General features: G+C 42.3%; 12 protein-coding genes. 6 read left to right on the top strand and 6 right to left on the bottom strand.

Translation table 11 applies throughout. The annotated features are described in order from the left end of the window. Positions 1–144: 144 nt before the first annotated feature. Entirely contained in the window at positions 145–1032 is an 888-nt protein-coding gene (locus tag N7E81_RS16705) for a cation diffusion facilitator family transporter (RefSeq protein ID WP_263050740.1), read from the bottom strand. A gap of 1 nt (position 1033) precedes the next feature. Then, positions 1034–1576 carry a pyridoxamine 5'-phosphate oxidase family protein gene (locus N7E81_RS16700; protein WP_263050739.1) on the bottom strand — a complete coding sequence of 181 codons (543 nt, stop codon included), beginning with the start codon at positions 1574–1576 and terminating at the stop codon, positions 1034–1036. Positions 1577–1793: 217 nt separating this feature from the next. Here N7E81_RS16700 and N7E81_RS16695 point away from each other — a divergent pair, with 217 nt between their 5' ends. After that, positions 1794–2690 carry a hypothetical protein gene (locus tag N7E81_RS16695; protein ID WP_263050738.1) on the top strand — a complete coding sequence of 299 codons (897 nt, stop codon included), beginning with the start codon at positions 1794–1796 and terminating at the stop codon, positions 2688–2690. A 9-nt stretch (positions 2691–2699) separates the two neighbouring features. Beyond that, positions 2700–3584 carry a phytochrome family protein gene (locus N7E81_RS16690; RefSeq protein ID WP_263050737.1) on the top strand — a complete coding sequence of 295 codons (885 nt, stop codon included), beginning with the start codon at positions 2700–2702 and terminating at the stop codon, positions 3582–3584. Between the two features lies 1 nt (position 3585). On the opposite strand, the gene porU2 is transcribed toward N7E81_RS16690, so the two are convergent. Together porU2 and N7E81_RS16680 are read right to left on the bottom strand one after the other, a co-directional pair. Further along, entirely contained in the window at positions 3586–8631 is a 5046-nt protein-coding gene (porU2, locus tag N7E81_RS16685; RefSeq protein ID WP_263050736.1) for a putative type IX secretion system sortase PorU2, read from the bottom strand. Next, positions 8618–9694 (bottom strand): putative type IX sorting system protein PorV2, encoded by a 1077-nt coding sequence (locus N7E81_RS16680; RefSeq protein ID WP_263050735.1) that lies wholly within the window; start codon positions 9692–9694, stop codon positions 8618–8620. Before N7E81_RS16680 ends, porU2 begins: the two co-directional genes overlap by 14 nt. Positions 9695–10169: 475 nt before the next feature. Between N7E81_RS16680 and N7E81_RS16675 the strand changes: the two genes are divergently transcribed. After that, positions 10170–10526, top strand: coding sequence for a PadR family transcriptional regulator (locus tag N7E81_RS16675; protein WP_263050734.1), 357 nt, complete (start codon positions 10170–10172; stop codon positions 10524–10526). A gap of 77 nt (positions 10527–10603) precedes the next feature. Beyond that, the gene (locus tag N7E81_RS16670) at positions 10604–13123 is read left to right on the top strand and encodes a PspC domain-containing protein (RefSeq protein ID WP_263050733.1); all 2520 of its coding nucleotides are present in this window, start codon (positions 10604–10606) and stop codon (positions 13121–13123) included. A gap of 188 nt (positions 13124–13311) precedes the next feature. On the opposite strand, the gene N7E81_RS16665 is transcribed toward N7E81_RS16670, so the two are convergent. Continuing rightward, positions 13312–13911, bottom strand: coding sequence for a hypothetical protein (locus N7E81_RS16665; RefSeq protein ID WP_263050732.1), 600 nt, complete (start codon positions 13909–13911; stop codon positions 13312–13314). 208 nt (positions 13912–14119) lie between these two features. Here N7E81_RS16665 and N7E81_RS16660 point away from each other — a divergent pair, with 208 nt between their 5' ends. Next, positions 14120–14515 (top strand): hypothetical protein, encoded by a 396-nt coding sequence (locus tag N7E81_RS16660; protein WP_263050731.1) that lies wholly within the window; start codon positions 14120–14122, stop codon positions 14513–14515. Between the two features lie 355 nt (positions 14516–14870). Here the strand turns inward: N7E81_RS16660 and N7E81_RS16655 are convergent, their stop codons facing one another. Beyond that, positions 14871–15449 (bottom strand): hypothetical protein, encoded by a 579-nt coding sequence (locus N7E81_RS16655; protein ID WP_263050730.1) that lies wholly within the window; start codon positions 15447–15449, stop codon positions 14871–14873. A 253-nt stretch (positions 15450–15702) separates the two neighbouring features. Between N7E81_RS16655 and N7E81_RS16650 the strand changes: the two genes are divergently transcribed. Beyond that, a complete protein-coding gene (locus N7E81_RS16650; protein ID WP_263050729.1) occupies positions 15703–17400 on the top strand; it encodes an RluA family pseudouridine synthase in 1698 nt (565 codons plus the stop codon). The last annotated feature ends 113 nt before the right edge of the window (positions 17401–17513 follow it).

Here is a 17513-nt window from a genome sequence, read left to right as displayed (position 1 = left end):
ATGAATATGCGACCTGAGCCCTTTGATCATACCCCAATAGTTAGGACAGGGTTTGTTCGGTATAAAGTTAGTCAAAATGCTTCATGCATTTTTTTGGCTGTTTTGGAGTCGAATCTATTGATCCAATAGGTGGATGAAAGTAAGTCAAGGATGGCCACAATTCTCCTGTGGCGACTCAAGTTCGATGGTCACATGATCGATCTCAGCAGCTGTCAATATTCGTCTGGCTTCAGCCTTGATGACAGCACCAATATCTAGGTCTACATCTTCGTCGAGTACCAGATGGAGTGTCATTACATGATATTCACCATCCATCGTCCAGGTGTGCATGTCGTGTACTTGGTCCACATGCGTTATTTGCTGAAGCTGTTTTTTCAATGATTCGGTATCTACTTCTGGAGGGATGCTCTGTAGTATAATTTTGAGACTGGCTTTTAGGTTTCTAAAGACATTGAATAGGATATAGCCAGCAATCATCAGCGACAGGATGGGATCTAGAATCGGGAAATTCGTTAGGCTCATGACTATGCTACCTATAAGCACCGCTATCCAGCCGAGTACATCTTCTAGTAGGTGCAGCGACACTACTTTCTCATTGGCAGTTTTTCCTTTTCTGGTTTTGAGTACGGCTGCTCCATTCACGATTACGCCGAGGATGGCTAGCAGGATCATACCTTTAGCATCGGGCTGCTCTGGTTGGATGAGTCGTGGGATCGTTTCTCGTAGGATAAAAATGGACCCCGCAAGCAGTACTACGGAATTGAGAATGGCACTTAGTACGGAAAAACGTTTGTATCCATAAGAGAACGTATGAGTTCTTCCTTTTTTAGATATTTTTTGAAAATACCATGAGATACCCAAGCTTACGCTATCGCCAAAATCATGAATGGCATCTGAAATAATGGCCACACTATTGACATACAGTCCGCCTATGATCTCGACGATGGTAAAACCTAAGTTGAGAAAAAACGCAGTCTTGATGTTGTCTACATCGTGATGGTTGTGGTCGTGTCCGTGGTGATGACGTGGCATGTTATATTTTTTGTCCTGTAGGCAATCCGTCTAGTGATACCATGTTTTTTGCTTTCCAGTATTCTTTCACTTTTTCTCTACCCAGTTTATCATGCGTTTTGTCAAGGAGATCCCTTTGCTCTATGTAGTCATATAGTGGCACGGCCATGCCGCAGGAATGCTGTACTTGGTTTACCTCCATGAGAAAGATTTGGCGAGCGCCAGTGTTGTCCTCGAATAGCGGGCTATAAGTTGTCCATTCGGGGTCTTGCTCGTAGATGGCCTTGGCTGTGCCGTAGAGCCGCATGATGTTGGGTTTTCCTTCAAAGGCGCACATCATGATGGTCATTCGGTTATTTTCTAGTAAGTGGGCAGCCGTTTCGTTGCCACTACCTGTCAGGTTGAGCCAAGCTACTTGATTAGGACTTAGTACTCTGAAAGAGTCTGAGCCTTTTGGAGAGAGGTTTACTTTTCCTGTAGTAGCTGCAGTAGCCACAAAAAACATTTTTTGTGTTTTGATAAATTGGAGCGTATGCTCATCGATGGAGGGGAGGAGTTTTCCCATAATGATTAAATGATTAGTTTAGGCTATTTCTACGAATTGTAATGGGTTAGGATGTCAAATTTAGATAAAGAGTATCTCTCTGATTGGAATAAAAATATCAAAAAAAGTTTGTTGTTTTTAAATAAAAAATAATGAGGTATTGTACATCTGAGTTTTGATACAACAGTAGTGATTTTTCGGGGGAAATTTCTTATTTTGTATTCACTAACCGTTAACCATGCATTTTCACGCCCGACAAAACCGACAATTTGAAGCTAACATACTTACGATAGGCTGTATAGCAGGAGCTTTACGCATGGTCATTGCTATCTATCGTGATTTACCATTAGAAACGGTCAATTTAGATCTTGTAGTGGATTGTGCATTGTTGGTGGTGTTTGGAATGCCCCTTATTTTACTGCGTTTTCAGATTCGGTTTGAATACATCACGGTTCCTTTCTCCTTTTTGGTTATGGCTTTTTTGTTTGCCAATTGGATTGTACTCAATGGCCTCAATGGTACAGGAGAGTACTATTTTTTAGGAGGAATGGTACTTATGGCTCTTATTCATAAAGGGCGCTGGCTTATTTTCTTTGTGACGCTTTCCGTGTTGTTAGAAATTGGATTGTTATACATCTGGATTTTCAGAAGTGATTGGATGAATTATGGTAGTGTTAATTTTCAAAATACACGCCATTATTTGTGGATTATGATTGTAGTCACCACTGCGTTACTTTATCATAAGACTCAATTTGATATTAAACGAGAGAATTTACGAAAGAAGAGGAAAAACCTTGAAAGCAAAATAGAGACCTTAGATAGACAAAATATACAGCTGGAGGAGCAAAAGAAGATGTTGCAGCTGTCTAATGAATGGCTTGAAGAAAACATTAAGCAAAGAAGTGATAAGCTTTTACATCAAAGAAAATCTATCGAACAATACCTCTCTGTTACGCTTTTTGAAATAGGCCCATATTTAGAATCGACAGTAGAGTCTATTGATAAATTAGATCATAAAACTAAAGAAACGACGATGGGCAGCTTATTGATACAGTCTGTGGATCATTTGCAGTTGGCTATCAAGTCTGTGACAGACAAATTAAAAAAAGGAGTGTATTACAACCCTGAAAATTAGTGGTAATACGTGGATTCTATTGACCAAAATATCACCCATGATAACAGTAAGCTATTCAAAGTGGCCTTGCTGTGTGGCGCTACCCTTTTGCTTTTAAATATTTTAAAAAGCTTGTGGCTCGGGGGAGATGTGAACATTCTAAAGATTGATAGCTTAGCATGTGCCATTACCTTGCTGGCTTTGGTCGTTTGGAAGAGAGGGGTCTATTTGAGTCTTCTGGTAAAACTCTATTGTTTGAGTTGGGTGCCGTTGTATGTGATGTATTGGAAATTCTATGGTGGTATTGATGGAGCTTTTTCTTATGTGTATTTTTCATTACTAGTTCTTTTTTTGGGAGTATTAGAAGGGCGAACCAGATTTTATATGGTGCTTGCGCTATGTTTGACCAATGTGATTTTAACGTTGGACTCGGAAGCTGAAATTTTGATTACCATCGCTAAACCACAAAATTTGATGAGCCCATTAGCTGCGAGCTATTTGGTCAACTCGGTTATAGTAGCAGGGGTTATTATATACATAAAGATAAAATTTGATGAAGAACGTGAGCATATCGAGGCCAACAATAGACGCCTAGATTTGGTGAACAAAGAATTGTCAATGAAACATGAGTTGCTTACCAATCAGCAGCGCCAGATCAAACGCATTCAAAACAACCTAGAAGAACTGGTGCATGAACGTACTATTGAATTAGAGAATCGTAATCGCGAGTTGGAGGATTATGCTTATGACAATGCCCATGTGGTGCGTCGTCCGCTATCTAATATACTAAGTTTATTAGAAATCCTGGATCATGAAAAAGGCAGCGTAACTAACGAGCCACAATTGAAAAATATTCAAGAACAAGCGGTAGCCCTTGATAAAGTGGTGCAAAAGATCAATTCTATACTGAAATAACTTATCTCAGTAAGTACATTTTGCCAAATCCATTTTTGAATCCACGATCAGCAGAGGTTTCTCGATGTTTGAAATTTTCTCCAGCATTTTTGATGAGTACACGGTAAAGATATACGCCATTGGCTAACTGGTCTCCATAGTTGTCTCGTCCATCCCAAGCGTAGTCTGTTTTGTTATTGCCTATGTTGATGGCTCCTAGTTCATCCATGAAAATTTCTTTTACCACACGACCAGTCACAGTAAGTATCTGAATTTTAATATCCTCAGGAAACTCCGATCCTGTAAGTGTAAATACAAATCGAGTACTTGATGAAAATGGATTAGGGTATGGGTAGAAATTGGTGATGGTAGAGGCATTGATGACCTCAAAGTTGATTTCGTAGGGCTTTAGACCAGAAGGATTTCCAGAGGCGTCATTGGCCAATACACGAAGTCCATACAGGCCATCCTCTAATCGCTCAGGGTTGATCGTTGCTTTAAAATTTTCATCAGTAGTAGCAGGGCTCCATTGTACTGTTGGGTTGCTAAAAGCCACACGTTCATAATCACAATCTTCACAAGGTTGTTTTAGATAGATATTGATCCCTGTGGTGTCTTGCATGAGCAAGAAGGCATTGTCGTCATTGATATACACTTCGATAGACGGTGTAGGCGATACGATATCTCCATCCATGATTTGTACACCATCAAAAGAAACATCTACTAATGGGTTGGTTTCGTCGGCATTTACCTTGAGGTAGTTGGAAAAGCGGACAGTGTTGTTGAAAGAATAAAATTCATGAGCGTAGTCGATGTTTGAATTTAAGATCATGTCGTTCAGTCCCTGATTGCCCATGGTTGTCAAGTTAAATTCAAACTGGGCAGAGTCTCCGCTGGCTAGTGCTGGTAGATTGAGTGAGTCAGAAAATTGAATTGAACTTCCTACATTGAGTAGATTATATTTGATTTTGATAGAATCCTGAAAGTCCTTTTTTGAATAATTCCAGAAAGTATAGTCGCTGCTGTATGGTTGACCTTCTTGTACTTCTACCGACTCAGCTATACCTTCGGGGCTGCTGATCAATAGGAGGCCTTCGGGAGTAGTCTCATAGTCTACTTGCCATGAGTTGAGTTGAAGAGGAGTTTGTTGCACAGGGTCAGCTACATCCAGTTGTAGTCTGAGGTAAGGATAGTCGCTCACACTCAATGCGCTTAGGTCATACCCATCAGTGCCTAAGGTAGGTGGAGACAACACTTCTTCGGTTTTATCTGATTTCACACCATATAAGGTTATATTTTTTGTGTCATCCGCAGGGTTAGGGGAGTCGCCTATGTTAGCTGTCATTTGATCCCAAGATAGGGCAGGACCAATGAGAGTGGATGAAATCACCCCAGAATCGAAACTGCCATTGAGCTGTTCGTCTAGGTTGAGCTGTTGCTCGTTTGCCGGTGTTGTCGCTGCTCGAATGATAAGTCCCGTATTGGCTGCGGCATCTTTTACACCAAGCATGATAATTGGTTCGTCGCTTCCGCTCGCAATGGTATTCAGTTCACTACGTTGCAGGCCTAATGTCTCCAAGTCGTCGAGCAGGGTAGTAGGTAGCGTGGTGTAATCGAAATCGCCCAAGGAAAAAATCAGTACTTTGTCACCACTTTCTATATTGTTGAGCAATACTTCTGGGCCGTAAATACCAGGCACATCGCCTTCTGTGTAGTTGTAGATGACTTGTGGTACTAGTCCACATACCAACGAGTTGAGTTCATCATATCCAGGGGTTTGTACAGCTTTGAAAGGGACGTTTGATTGGCGTTTGAATGCCATAAAATTTAGTGTGTTGTTTCTACATCCAGCATCTAAATTAGAATTGGTATTGAAATAGTTTCTGTTGTCTAGTAGCACTTCTGTGTCCTGATAGTCGGCTGATGGGTGATTGGAACCGTAGTTTTGAACTTCTAAGTGCAGCTGTGAAGTAAGAAAACTCCAAAGCCCAGTGGAGGGATCTAAGGATAAACCTTCTGTAAACGATTCGGAAAATTGAGCCGGATTGGTTTGTGCCCACCCTTCCCCTTTGGTTTTATCAAATACAAAAGAGCTGGTTACCCAGTCGTCGCTTTCGGTAGGCAAGGGGTCTGAATACCTCGTGCGCCAGTAGAAAACTTTACCATTGGGAATGCTGCTAGTGGCTTCCAAATTGATGTTGGCTTTGCCAATGACTAAACTAGACTGAGATTGACTGATTAAATATGGACTGTTGAAAGTAGATGAAGTGTCTACTTGGATGTCGAAGGATCTGCGGCCAGCCAGTAGATTAGACGATTGAAAGTAGAATTCCTGCAAAGCTTCGGTCTGGATGGATAGGTTGTTAGGGTACAGGTTGAATGTACTGCCTGAGGAGAGAAAAACGTCTAGAGAGGCTGTATTGTTGGATTTATCCATTTCGTCGATCTTGTTGGCTGGGTCTAGGGTAATGCTGAAAGTATTTAATCCTCCTGGGTTGCTCACATCGTTAGGAATGGTGAATTGTATTGTGTCTTCGCGAAGTACTTGATCAAACAGGTTGGGGCCGATGGTTTGCACTCGCCCGTCGGAAAAAGTTCGGTTGATTGCGATCGCAAAGGTGTCGGGGGAGTAGATCCCAAAATTTCTAATATTCATTTCGATATAGAAGGAATCGATTGTAGCCAAAAGCTGAGAATCGTCGAAAGTACCTGCTTGTAAGTAGGCTTCGTTGATATCCAAGTCTGGCTTGTCTGGTCCGAAAACCTTCACTGCAGGATCGCCTTGTAGATTTACCAGTTGTACTTGTGAGAGAGGAGATTCTGAGGTGCCGTATGTGTTGATATATCTCCTAGCGGTTTCTTTTTTGATTTCGCCTACAGATTTGGCAATGAAATTCTCTTCCGTAAAAGCAACTTCATAATATAGGTTTGTAAACCTTCTGAGATTGTTGGAGAAGGCCACATGGCTATGTGCCATAAATCCCAAGGCGCCCAAGTCAGGGGTTAGTATCCAGTCTACTCCAAAACTCTCGTTTTCGCTAAAGAAGTCTCCAGCTAAACAACCATTAACCATAAAGATCGGGTATTTTCCTTTGTTGGCATAGCCAAAAGCAGGGTCAGAGACAAGCCCTATTTCTATATCTGTGACGCTGCCACTAGAATGTCCAAAGAAAGTCACCATCATTACACCATCGTTGATCTCGTCAGAAATGTTGATGAGTTCTACTGCGTCGTTGTTGTTTTTAGACAGTTGAGTAGAGGCGCCTCCTAGCAATTCTCCTTCGGCAATACGGGCAAAATCATCGACATAAATTTTGAATGTTCTTAACTCAGATTCTGTGTTGCCACCACTTAGGTGAACCAAACTTTTCTGACGAAGTGTGTTGAACGGTAGAGCTTCTTCTTCCATTACCTTGTTGAGATAGGCTTCTATGTGGTCGGGTTCTGTTGCATTGATTCGGCCAGTGGCAAGTGTCTCGTAGCCTGTGCCTCCATCGAGCCCTGCAGTGAATGGTACATCTGCTCCAGGGTATCCATAAGTGGGAATGTAATGTCGATTTGTAGGAGCTAGCGGATCTTGTCGATAATAATTAGCCTGTACGTTGGAAGCTTTGCCTATCAGAAATAAAAATTCTGGTGTGCCATTGTCGTAGACATATTCACAAAAGCGTTTGATTGCGATAGGTGAGGGGTTGCCATAGTTGAATTGGTCGAAGATCGTTTGAATGTCTATGTCAAGGACAGTATGCCCTCCACCAGCTACAGATTGGCGGTAGTTTTTGTACGCAGTGACTTGATCGCCTTGTCCGCTGGAAGTACTGCCTCTCAGTGACGTATGGCTGACCATCAAATAGTTAAAATTAGCGGGGTTAAAATGGTTGAAAGAAACTTCTTCGAAGTTGGTCACCGCTTTTTGTCCCGACTGAGCATACAAAGTACGCTGGGTGCTGGTGTTATTGACCATCGCATGGAAGGTGCCTGCACTTTCGTTGATGCCGATGTCTATAGGATCTGTGGGGTTGGTGATGTCATAGAGAGTTACACTGGTTGGAGCATTGGTTACTTCTATATAGGATTTGTTTCCAGCATTGGTTTTCATGACTATTCGTGCACTTGTTTCTGAATTCATGTTGTAGGCTTTGCTGTAGTTTACAGAGATGTAGGATACAGAAACACGATCGGCAGCACCTGATACACCATTTACTGTAGCCCTTACGGTCAGGTTCCCACTGGCAGAAATGTCTGTCCATGCAATGTTTTCTGAAACCAAATAATTTTCGTCGGCATCGAATGTAGCCGTGGCTATTGTTCGTAGCGACCCAGAGTTTGGGCCTACCAGTATTGTTACATCATGACTGTTGTTATTACCTCCTACAAGGAGTACCTTGATGTTGGGGGTGTAGTCGGCTTGCACTTCGTTGATAAGTCCTGTGATATTGTTGTCTATATTTTGTCCGCGAGACGCAAATGGTCCCGTCCAGCCTTCTCCTACGTCGTAGGTAGGTAGTACGATCTCTTCCCCTGATCCATAGCTCTGTCCTTCGTAGTAGGTAGTTGTTCGTAGGTTTAGGTTTTCACTGATGTGATAATTTTGTGCAGCAAGTCCACCCACATTGTTTTCATAAAAATCTCCCATCCGCTTGCCTGTTTGTAGATCGAGTTTGTAAGTCAGAAAATAGGCAGAACTGTCCGAAAAAATATTGTAAAACGTATGTGGTTGTGTCGCAGGATTAGTGTAGAGTGGCGTGTCTGTACTTCCATTACTTTTTTCAGCATAAAATTCCAGATAGTCAGACAGATCAAAGGTGCCGTCGAGTTGACCTTCGAGATGGATAGCTACTTCTTGTCCTAGGTGAAAGAGCTGAATTTTTCTAGGGTCTACACTACCTACAGGAAATCCGAAATCGGCCAAATCCGTGCGAGACATGCGGTAGATGCCATTTTCTCCAATGTTGATTTTGAAGTAACGTTGGTTTGTGTCTATCCATTCATTGCCATAGGGCTGACCTGCGGCTTGAAACGCTACAAGGAGAAGGAAGAGTACGGTATAACACTTATTTCTTATCATCAAATCCAAGTTTAAGTGAAATAACATGCGAGTAAGGGGTTTCTGCTTGATCGCCAATGTCGGTCAGTGCATAGTCGATGTTGAAGTTTTTGAGCTTGACACCAATGCCAAAATTGGGCTGGTAAACCATGGAGGTAGAACGGTCGAAATTCTGAATTTCTTGAAATTGGCCTGCGCCAAACCGTAAGAAAAATAAGGATAGGTAGCTGGCTTCTAAGCCAAACCTAGGGTCTATCGATACGGAGTTGGTCTTGATGAGTGTGTTTCGCTTACCATCCGTGGTCGTCTCTAAGTCGAGGGCAAGCAGTAGGCCAAATTTCTGTTTGATCGCAAAGGTGTAGCTGGCACCAATGACGGCTCGGGGCAGTGTGATTTCAATAGAATTTTCGGGGATCACATTCCCTGTTTGAGTGTAGATGTCAGCGACCAGTTCGGTGTTGTGCGACCAAGCGTTGTAGGTGCCTGTGATGTCTTTGAGCATCACAGCAAGTTGCAGGTTTTTGAAGGATTTGGTGGCGCTTAGGTCTATGCCATAGCCCCAGGCTGTAGCAAAATTCCCCGCATGGCGATAGATAATTTTGGCATTGCCTCCTACATCTAATCCGCCCAACCAGTCTAATTTACGAGCATATGAAAACAAGAAGGCATAGTCTGAAGCAGAGAAAAATTGAATGTTGTCGTAGTTGAGCGCGCCGTTGGCGTCGTAGAGAAAACGGGTGTCAGGGATGTCGTCGATGCCGAAACGAATCACGGAAAGTCCAAGGGAGCTCACAGAGTCAATTTTGGTTGCAAATCCCAGGTAGTCGTAGTTGGCTATGCCTGCAAAATATTGGGCGTGCATTACGGATACATCGTATTGGTATTCGAGCTGGGTCAGTCCAGAGGGGTTCCAGTAGCCAGCGCTTACGTCGTTTGCTACAGCAGTAAAAGCGCTAGCCATGCCCAATGCACGAGCATTCACTCCAATAGCCAAAAATTCATTACTGTATTTGGGAGTATTGGACTGTGCAAAAGAGGTGCTTATACTTAGCCATCCCACGATGGCAGCAATGACTATTCTCACGTGCGTCTTCTTATCTGTCTCTACAAATCTAAATACTCTCCTCTAGCTATTCAATTATATTCTACCAGTCAGGCATATTTCTCGGTTGATGAGTGACAAGTGTTGTTTGTCGAGAAGGTGAACGTAGCAAAGTTGATAGAAGAATATGCTGAATAGGAAGGGTAAAATTTTAATTATTCAAATAAGTGATTGAATTTAATAAAGAAAATGAGTGTTTTTTTAAATATTTCACCCAGTACTTGGCCTTGCAAGGTACTATTGCGTATAGAGTTATCAAGGTTGAAAATAAATTTAAAATAGGAGCAAGGAAACAAGACGAATTGGTCTGACTCAAAACCAGCTTTCGTTTGTAGAATTGCTTCGATTAAACTCAAAAAACTCAAGACCATGATTATTTTAATTTTTCTCTTGTTCGCTTTAGTCTTCCATTATGTAGGTAGTATGATAAGCTGAGCTATTCTCAAGCAGATAGGATATGAAGATAGAAAACACACAAGTACAGATGAGGAAGGGCATTCTTGAGTTTTGCATTTTGCAAATTATTTCAAGGGGAGAAGTGTATGCTTCGGATATGCTCGAAGAGCTCACTTCAGCAAAAATCATGGTGGTAGAGGGTACATTGTACCCATTGCTCACTCGATTGCGAAAAGCTGGATTAGTAGATTACAAATGGGTAGAGTCTAAATCAGGACCGCCACGTAAGTATTATACTATTACAGAAGAGGGTAGCGATTTTTTAGGAAAACTAGATGAGACTTGGAAAGAATTGATGTCCTCTACCAAAAAAATCAGTGCCAAACGGTCTGCAAAAAACAAAACAGTCAAAACATGACAATCATCAATAAATCTAAAACCAAAAATGGACTGATAGGGTGCCTGCCTATTAGATCAAGTATTAAATAAAAGACAATGAAAAAAAATATTAGTATCAATATAAGCGGTATTATTTTTCATATAGAGGAGGATGGTTATGCTCAGCTCAAAGGGTATTTAGAAACCATCAACAACTACTTCTCTTCCTATGAAGACAGCGCCGAGATCATTGCCGATATAGAAAGCAGGGTGGCAGAAATATTTTTGTCCAAACTCGATGATGGCAAACAGATCATCAACGAACTAGACGTGCAAGCGTTGATCGATACCATGGGAACCGTGGCGGATTTTGAGGCGATTGAAGACGATGAACCTACGACATCCTCAGCAGAGGAGGAAACACCTAAACAAGAAAAGAAAGGGCAAAAAGAGCGTACGGATCATGCCAATGATTTTGGTAAGCAGCGACTGCATCGTGACGAAAAACGGAAGGTGCTTGGAGGAGTAGCCGCAGGTATTGCGTACTATTTCAGCATCGATCCACTTTGGGTCCGTCTGATAGCCGTTATGATGCTACTCAATGTCTTCATTTCTGCTTTGAGTGGAGCGGTCTTTTTGGCATATATTGTCTTGTGGATTGTGATACCAGGGGCTAAAAATCTGGGTGATGACGAAGAGGTCAAGAAGATGTTTCGAGATCCAGATCATCAGGTGTTGGGTGGAGTGGCTAGCGGTATTGCGGCCTTCTTCGGTACGGATATTACGCTCGTCCGTTTGCTATTCGTAGTGTCTATCTTTCTAGGGGGTACAGGGGTTATACTCTACATTATCCTTTGGATGATCACACCTGTAGCGAAGTCTATTACAGACAAAATGCAGATGCAGGGCGAGCCAGTTACCTTGTCCAATATAGAGCAAAAGGTGAAACGCAATCTTAAACAGGAAGATGGAGAAGAAAGTGCATTGGCTAAAGTACTCCTTTTTCCCTTTCGGTTAATCGCGGCTTTGTTTGCGGCGTTAGCGGGATTGTTGGGGCCTTTTTCTAATGTATTGATGCATGCCATTAGGGTGTTGGCAGGTTTGTTTATTGCTATGATCGGTATTTCTGGTATGATGGGCTTGTTTATAGGTGCTGGTGTTTTGTTCGGCTTGTTTGCAGGCTTTGGCGGTTGGGGCAGTGCATCTTTTTTCCCAGCTGATATTGTAATGGAGAGCATATCAGGGTTTACCTTTTTGGCTATATTCCTGACAGCCTTCATTCCATTTTTAGTCATTGGGCTTTTGGGCATATCCATTGTGATCAAGAAAATGGTGCTTCGTGCACCACTAGGCTGGTCTATTTTTGGCGTGTGGGTTATCTGTCTGGTTGGCCTGTCTATCACTATTCCAGGTTTGGTGGGTGAGTTTAGAAATGAAGGTTCTTATCAAGAGACACGTACTTTCGATGTGGAGGTTTCTCAGCCGCTCTTGCTGACACTAGACTATGTGGACTTTAATGGCATTGATGCCACCAGTCTTAAGCTGCGAGGGAATGAGGATTCTGTTGTGCGATTGGATATGCGCTACGAAGCGCACGGTCGTAGCAGACAACAAGCCGAGCAAAATGCACAAATGGTGACTTATGACGTACGTCAAAAAGGCAACGAGTTGATTTTTGATTCGGATTATAGGTTTAAAGAAAAAGCGAAATTCAGAGCGCAAGAATTGGATATGACACTTTACATTCCTTACAACCGAAAGTTTGTGTTGGACGACGATATGATTGATATCATTGAGCATACTTTCAATAGAAACGGATATAGAAGCTGGCAAATTAACAAAGAAAATGAATGGATCTTTACCGAAGAGGGGCTCAATTGCTTGACTTGCGAAAGGCAAAATACGTCTGGGGGTTTGTTAGACCATGACGACACGAAAGAGCACAAGTCCAAACTCAAATACCATTCGAAATCTAAGTCAAAAACATACACAGGTGAACCGATGATTTTTGAAATTCAAGATTTTGATCAAATAGAAGTCCGAGGTATATACAATGTCTACGTAAACCAAGCAGATGAATATAGCATAAGCGTGAAAGGGAGTGAGCGATACAAAAAAGACGTGTTGATCAAAAAATATGGAGATGTATTGGAGATCGATATGTCGGGAAAGAAATGGGATTTGCTCAAAGACTTGGATGAAGATTTGCGATTGGATGTATACATCACCATGCCTGGATTGACCAAATTGAGCAGCAAAGGCTTATGTTATTTCGAAGTCAAAGATTTTGAAGTCGAAGACCTAGAGATCGATTTGGGAGGAGCCTCATCTGCGGATATGAATATCCGAGCAGAAGAACTCTACGTGTACTTGAATGGCGCCAGTTCGATGGGGCTCGAAGGTAACACATCGTACTTGGAAGCAGAAGTGTCTGGTGCATCTAGCTTGGAGGCCTTTGAGCTAAAAGCCGAAACTGTAGAAGTATCAGCTTCTGGTGCATCCAATGCCAAAGTGAATGCGAACAAAAGACTGGTGGTGGATGCCTCAGGTCTCAGTACTGTGCGCTATGATGGAGATGCCGATGCGCATGTGATCAACGAAGATGAACTCAGTACTGTACGCAGATCAGGTAGGTAAGAAACTACCGAGGATAGATAAACCAAAGGCGGCTTTGATCACATGATCAAAGCCGCCTTTCTTGTTTGTATTGTAGATTTACTAATTGCCTTACCCATGTTATTCTATTTCCACCCATTTTTGAGATAAGTGCTTTTGTTTCTACAAGTAGAATTACAAAACTATGCTTCTTCAGGAATGATATATGGTTAGTCAAAAGGAGGAGGGGCAAGATGAGCATGCGCCATGTCATATATATTTCCAGATGTTTTTTCAATTTTATATGATGATTCTGTGGTCTCTGAAATCACATGTATAGCATAATAGTTTTCGTGTTCGCGAATGATCATATCATCGTCAAAACTAGACGGATCGAAGGCATCAATTTCATTACTCTTATTTATGGCTTCTATCACAAACTGAATGTTTTTCTCTGCTTCCTTGGTTGGAATATAGAATGGAATCTGTGCTTGGGTCTCGTCAACACCATTGAAAACAGGACTGTATGTGATGGTTTGCTCTAAAATAGCTACACCTAAGTCGAAATAAAATGCGGATTTGATAGGGAGGTATTTTATGGGATTCATGAATGAGACATAAACTTGCTCTTCATTGGACATTATTTTTATGGATGAAAAATTTTGAGGGTCTATTTTTTTATCAATGAGCGCTAATGCTAATTGCACAATAGAATCTTTTCCAAGCATGATGATTTCTTCTACTTCCTTGCTCATTTTAGTCTTTTGGGAATAACAAGCCCCATAGCTTAATGTGAGTTGAAGCAGGAGGAGCATTTTAAATATTTTCATCACGTTTTTTGTTCTAACAGTGCTGTAAGGTTACTTCATTTTCACAAATGAATCATCATTTACCCTCCCTAGTTGTAGTGTCTGCTGCACTCAAAAGTGGATGTCCTTGTTTGTATCTAAGCATGTTGTAAGATTATATTTTTATGAAAAAAAAGTATCTTGCCAGAAATTTCAACAGTTATTGAAAGAACAATAAAGACTATTAATTATGTATAAAATTGAGCAGAAGAGCTACGGTTACTACCTCACGTTTAGCGGGTTTATTAAACAAGAAGAAATGCAAGAATGGTATGAAGAATCTCTTGAATTGCTAGAAAAATCTCCTGAAAATTTCGGTTTGTTTGCTGACTTGAGAGAAATGAAACCTCTCCCGGCAGAAAGTCAACGTATCATGGAAGAAGGACAGATGAACTACAAGCGAAAAGGAATGGAGAGGTCTGTCGTAGTCTTGAGCAGTGCGATCTCTACGATGCAGTTCAAAAGAATCGCAAAAACCACAGGTATCGACGAATGGGAGAGGTATATCGACGCTTCTAGCAACGGTAACTGGGAGGCAATTGGTATTAGCTGGATCAAAGATGGGATAGATCCAGGTGTGAAATAATTTAGTAATCCAGAGACTACCCTTTGTTAGATTGACTTTGAAATCATATTATTGATCTACCGATTTACCTTAAAGTTTTTTTAAACTCTGAGTTAGAAAAAAGGATAGGATGGCAAAAGTCTGGAACTAAGTATTCTAGAGATTGTATATTATTTTTTTGTAGTTTCAAGTGTTTTTGAAGAACACTTGAACCGTAGCAGACACGTAGGATCTGCTACGGTTCAAAACCAATGAGAGCATCTGCTTGGTTGTCACTATCACTCAAAAGCTAACGAATCATTCGGGGCAGAGACCCTTGTTTATTTTAGATTACAGGATTTTTGTGTTTAGCCTAGGGTTAGAGAGAGGGATGATATTAGCGATTTAATTTGCAGGCATTGTATTTTCTAACAATTGTTTTTATGTCCTTTAGGCCTAGTTCTTCTTTTGAAATTTCAACGCTCAATGCCTCACAATCATAAAAGTACTCGGAAAAAACTTCTTTGAATTTTTTGTTTTGAACTTCCTTAAATGAATCTTCACTGTCTCTTTTAACATAATAATGCTCAAAAGTAGATGAATAGGTCGTTGAGCTCATCCCAGGCGCACCAGGCGCACTCCATGAGGATTTTGTGACATTCTTGTATAGTGAAATATTCTTACCAGCTTGGATAAGCTCCAAGAAGGATGAGCCGTCAGATATAAATTTGTGATATGAATAACCAAAAGAAATAGAATTGTTAGGGTAGTATTTTTCTTTTGATCCGTCCTTATGGATGAATTTTACAACAGAATAATTAGCGGCCTCATTCAAAAAATCATGTTTAATTAGTCCCTCAATTTTTGTGGAATCAAGAATAAACACATAACCAGTACGGTAGTCGGGCGAATTCTTCAATTTCAAATATTTCGAGGATTCTTGTCCTCTACAAATTGAAGTTATTCCTACTAGCATTAGTAGTGTAAATTTTAAAAAAGTCATTAGTGTGAAAATAAAGAAGAAAATTATAGCTAACCTTCGAACATACCCTACCTCCTGCGGCACATCCAAATGATGTATTAATAGAACCGATTTCAAATCAGTCCTATCGACAAGAATAACTAAATAATCACTGGCAAACAATAGGTTAGTGGATCTACTATCGCTTGGGTAATATCTCGCTAGTCGGGCTGGGAGGTGGTGGCGATTAGCGCTACCTTTGCCGTTCATGAGCGAGCCATCTACTATAGCCAATTCTTGTTTTACCGACTTTGAGTCGCCTATTGAGGGCATGGCGCTGCCGGAGCGATTTACGTATCCGTTTTTTTATGAGCCACACCCGCTGTGTCTACTGGCAGCGGAGCAGCTGCAAGCCAGACTCAACACGCAGACCGATTGGCGACATGATTTTGGGATAGACCATTTTGTAGAGGGTGTCAATATCGGAAAGATGTTTGGTGTGCTATTGGTGCGTAGAGCGGATGGTAGGATAGGGTTTTTGTCGGCTTTTTCAGGAAAGCTCGCTGAGCAGCATCACTGGCCAGGGTTTGTACCGCCTGTGGTAGATTACTTGGCCGTGGATAGCTTTTTCCGTCAAGGAGAGAAACGTATCGAAGCCGTTACGGCTGAGATTCAGGCTTGTGAGCAGTCTGCCGCTTATGTACAGGCTCAGCAGGATTTGGCGAAAGCCCAATCATTGTCGGAAGCCGAGATCGCTGCCTGCAAGGCTACCGAAAAACAAGCCAAGAAGAACCGAAAAGCCCAGCGAGCAGCTGCCGAAAAAACAGCCACTGCCGAGGAGTATGCAGCACTAGAAGCACAGCTTAAAAGAGAAAGTATGGCCCTGCACTATCAGAGCAAAGACCTGAATCGGTCGTGGAAGCAAAAGCTGGCAGTTTATACTGAGACCTTCCAAGAATGGGAGCAGAAGCTAAAGGCGCTCAAGGAGAAAAGGCGACAGCTGTCCAACGACCTCCAGCAAGAGATTTTTGATCAATATCAGTTTTTGAATATCGCAGGAGAAACCCGCAGTGTCTGCCATATTTTTGAGCAGACGGTATTTAAAACACCTCCTTCGGGTGCGGGAGACTGTGCAGCACCCAAGTTGCTGCAGTATGCCTTTCGGCATGGGCTTCAGCCGCTGGCGATGGCGGAGTTTTGGTGGGGGCAATCGCCCAGCTCTGAGATTCGCAAGCATGGCTACTTCTACCCGTCGTGCAAGGGCAAATGTGAGCCTATTTTGTCGCACATGCTCGCTGGTATGGAGGTAGATGAAAGCCCGATGCTTTCGGTAAATACCGAAGAAAAGAAATTGCCAGTAGTTTATGAAGATGATTTTCTACTGGTGGTGAACAAGCCTCATGAGTTTTTGTCGGTGCCAGGCAAGTCCAATGCCGACTCAGTATGGGCTCGTATGGCGCGTATATACCCAGAGGCCACAGGGCCACTGCTGGTGCATCGGTTGGATCGGGCTACGTCGGGTCTGCTACTGGTGGCTAAGACCAAAGACGTACACAAGGCGCTGCAAGAGCAGTTTTTGGATCGCTCGATCAAAAAAAGATACGTGGCCTTGCTCGAAGGCGAGATCGCTGAGGAGGAGGGAGTGATCGAATTGCCCCTGAGGCCAGATATCGAAGATCGCCCCAGGCAACTGGTGTGCAATACGCATGGCAAATCGGCCGTTACTCGATGGCAGGTGGTCGAGCGATCGGCGGGGCGCACGCTTGTGCATCTCTGGCCCATGACTGGGCGCACGCATCAGCTGCGAGTACATGCGGCACATCAAGACGGACTCAATACGCCAATGGTGGGCGACGATCTGTATGGCAAGCCCGCTACGCGCTTGTACCTTCAAGCCGCTGCGCTCACTTTCGTACATCCCATATCGAAGCAGGAAATGAGTTTTGAATTGCCGTCGGATTTTTAGGGGTCAGTCTGTGAAGATGGGGGATTACTACATTGATAATTGATGTCCAATTTAAAAACTATGCTTTTTGTTTTAGAAAAAGGATGAGCCTCCATGGCTTTAATGGTGGCGAT

Source organism: Reichenbachiella carrageenanivorans (assembly GCF_025639805.1).
Lineage (GTDB): Bacteria > Bacteroidota > Bacteroidia > Cytophagales > Cyclobacteriaceae > Reichenbachiella > Reichenbachiella carrageenanivorans.
The sequence above is the reverse complement of the archived record's forward strand: the minus strand, read 5'-3'. Positions and strand labels throughout refer to the sequence as shown.

Coding starts and splice junctions, on each gene's coding strand:
- N7E81_RS16705 (WP_263050740.1), bottom strand. CDS start 1,032: ATGCCACGTCATCACCACGGACACGACCACAACCATCACGATGTAGAC.
- N7E81_RS16700 (WP_263050739.1), bottom strand. CDS start 1,576: ATGGGAAAACTCCTCCCCTCCATCGATGAGCATACGCTCCAATTTATC.
- N7E81_RS16695 (WP_263050738.1), top strand. CDS start 1,794: ATGCATTTTCACGCCCGACAAAACCGACAATTTGAAGCTAACATACTT.
- porU2 (WP_263050736.1), bottom strand. CDS start 8,631: ATGATAAGAAATAAGTGTTATACCGTACTCTTCCTTCTCCTTGTAGCG.
- N7E81_RS16675 (WP_263050734.1), top strand. CDS start 10,170: ATGAAGATAGAAAACACACAAGTACAGATGAGGAAGGGCATTCTTGAG.
- N7E81_RS16670 (WP_263050733.1), top strand. CDS start 10,604: ATGAAAAAAAATATTAGTATCAATATAAGCGGTATTATTTTTCATATA.
- N7E81_RS16665 (WP_263050732.1), bottom strand. CDS start 13,911: ATGAAAATATTTAAAATGCTCCTCCTGCTTCAACTCACATTAAGCTAT.
- N7E81_RS16660 (WP_263050731.1), top strand. CDS start 14,120: ATGTATAAAATTGAGCAGAAGAGCTACGGTTACTACCTCACGTTTAGC.
- N7E81_RS16655 (WP_263050730.1), bottom strand. CDS start 15,449: ATGCTAGTAGGAATAACTTCAATTTGTAGAGGACAAGAATCCTCGAAA.
- N7E81_RS16650 (WP_263050729.1), top strand. CDS start 15,703: ATGAGCGAGCCATCTACTATAGCCAATTCTTGTTTTACCGACTTTGAG.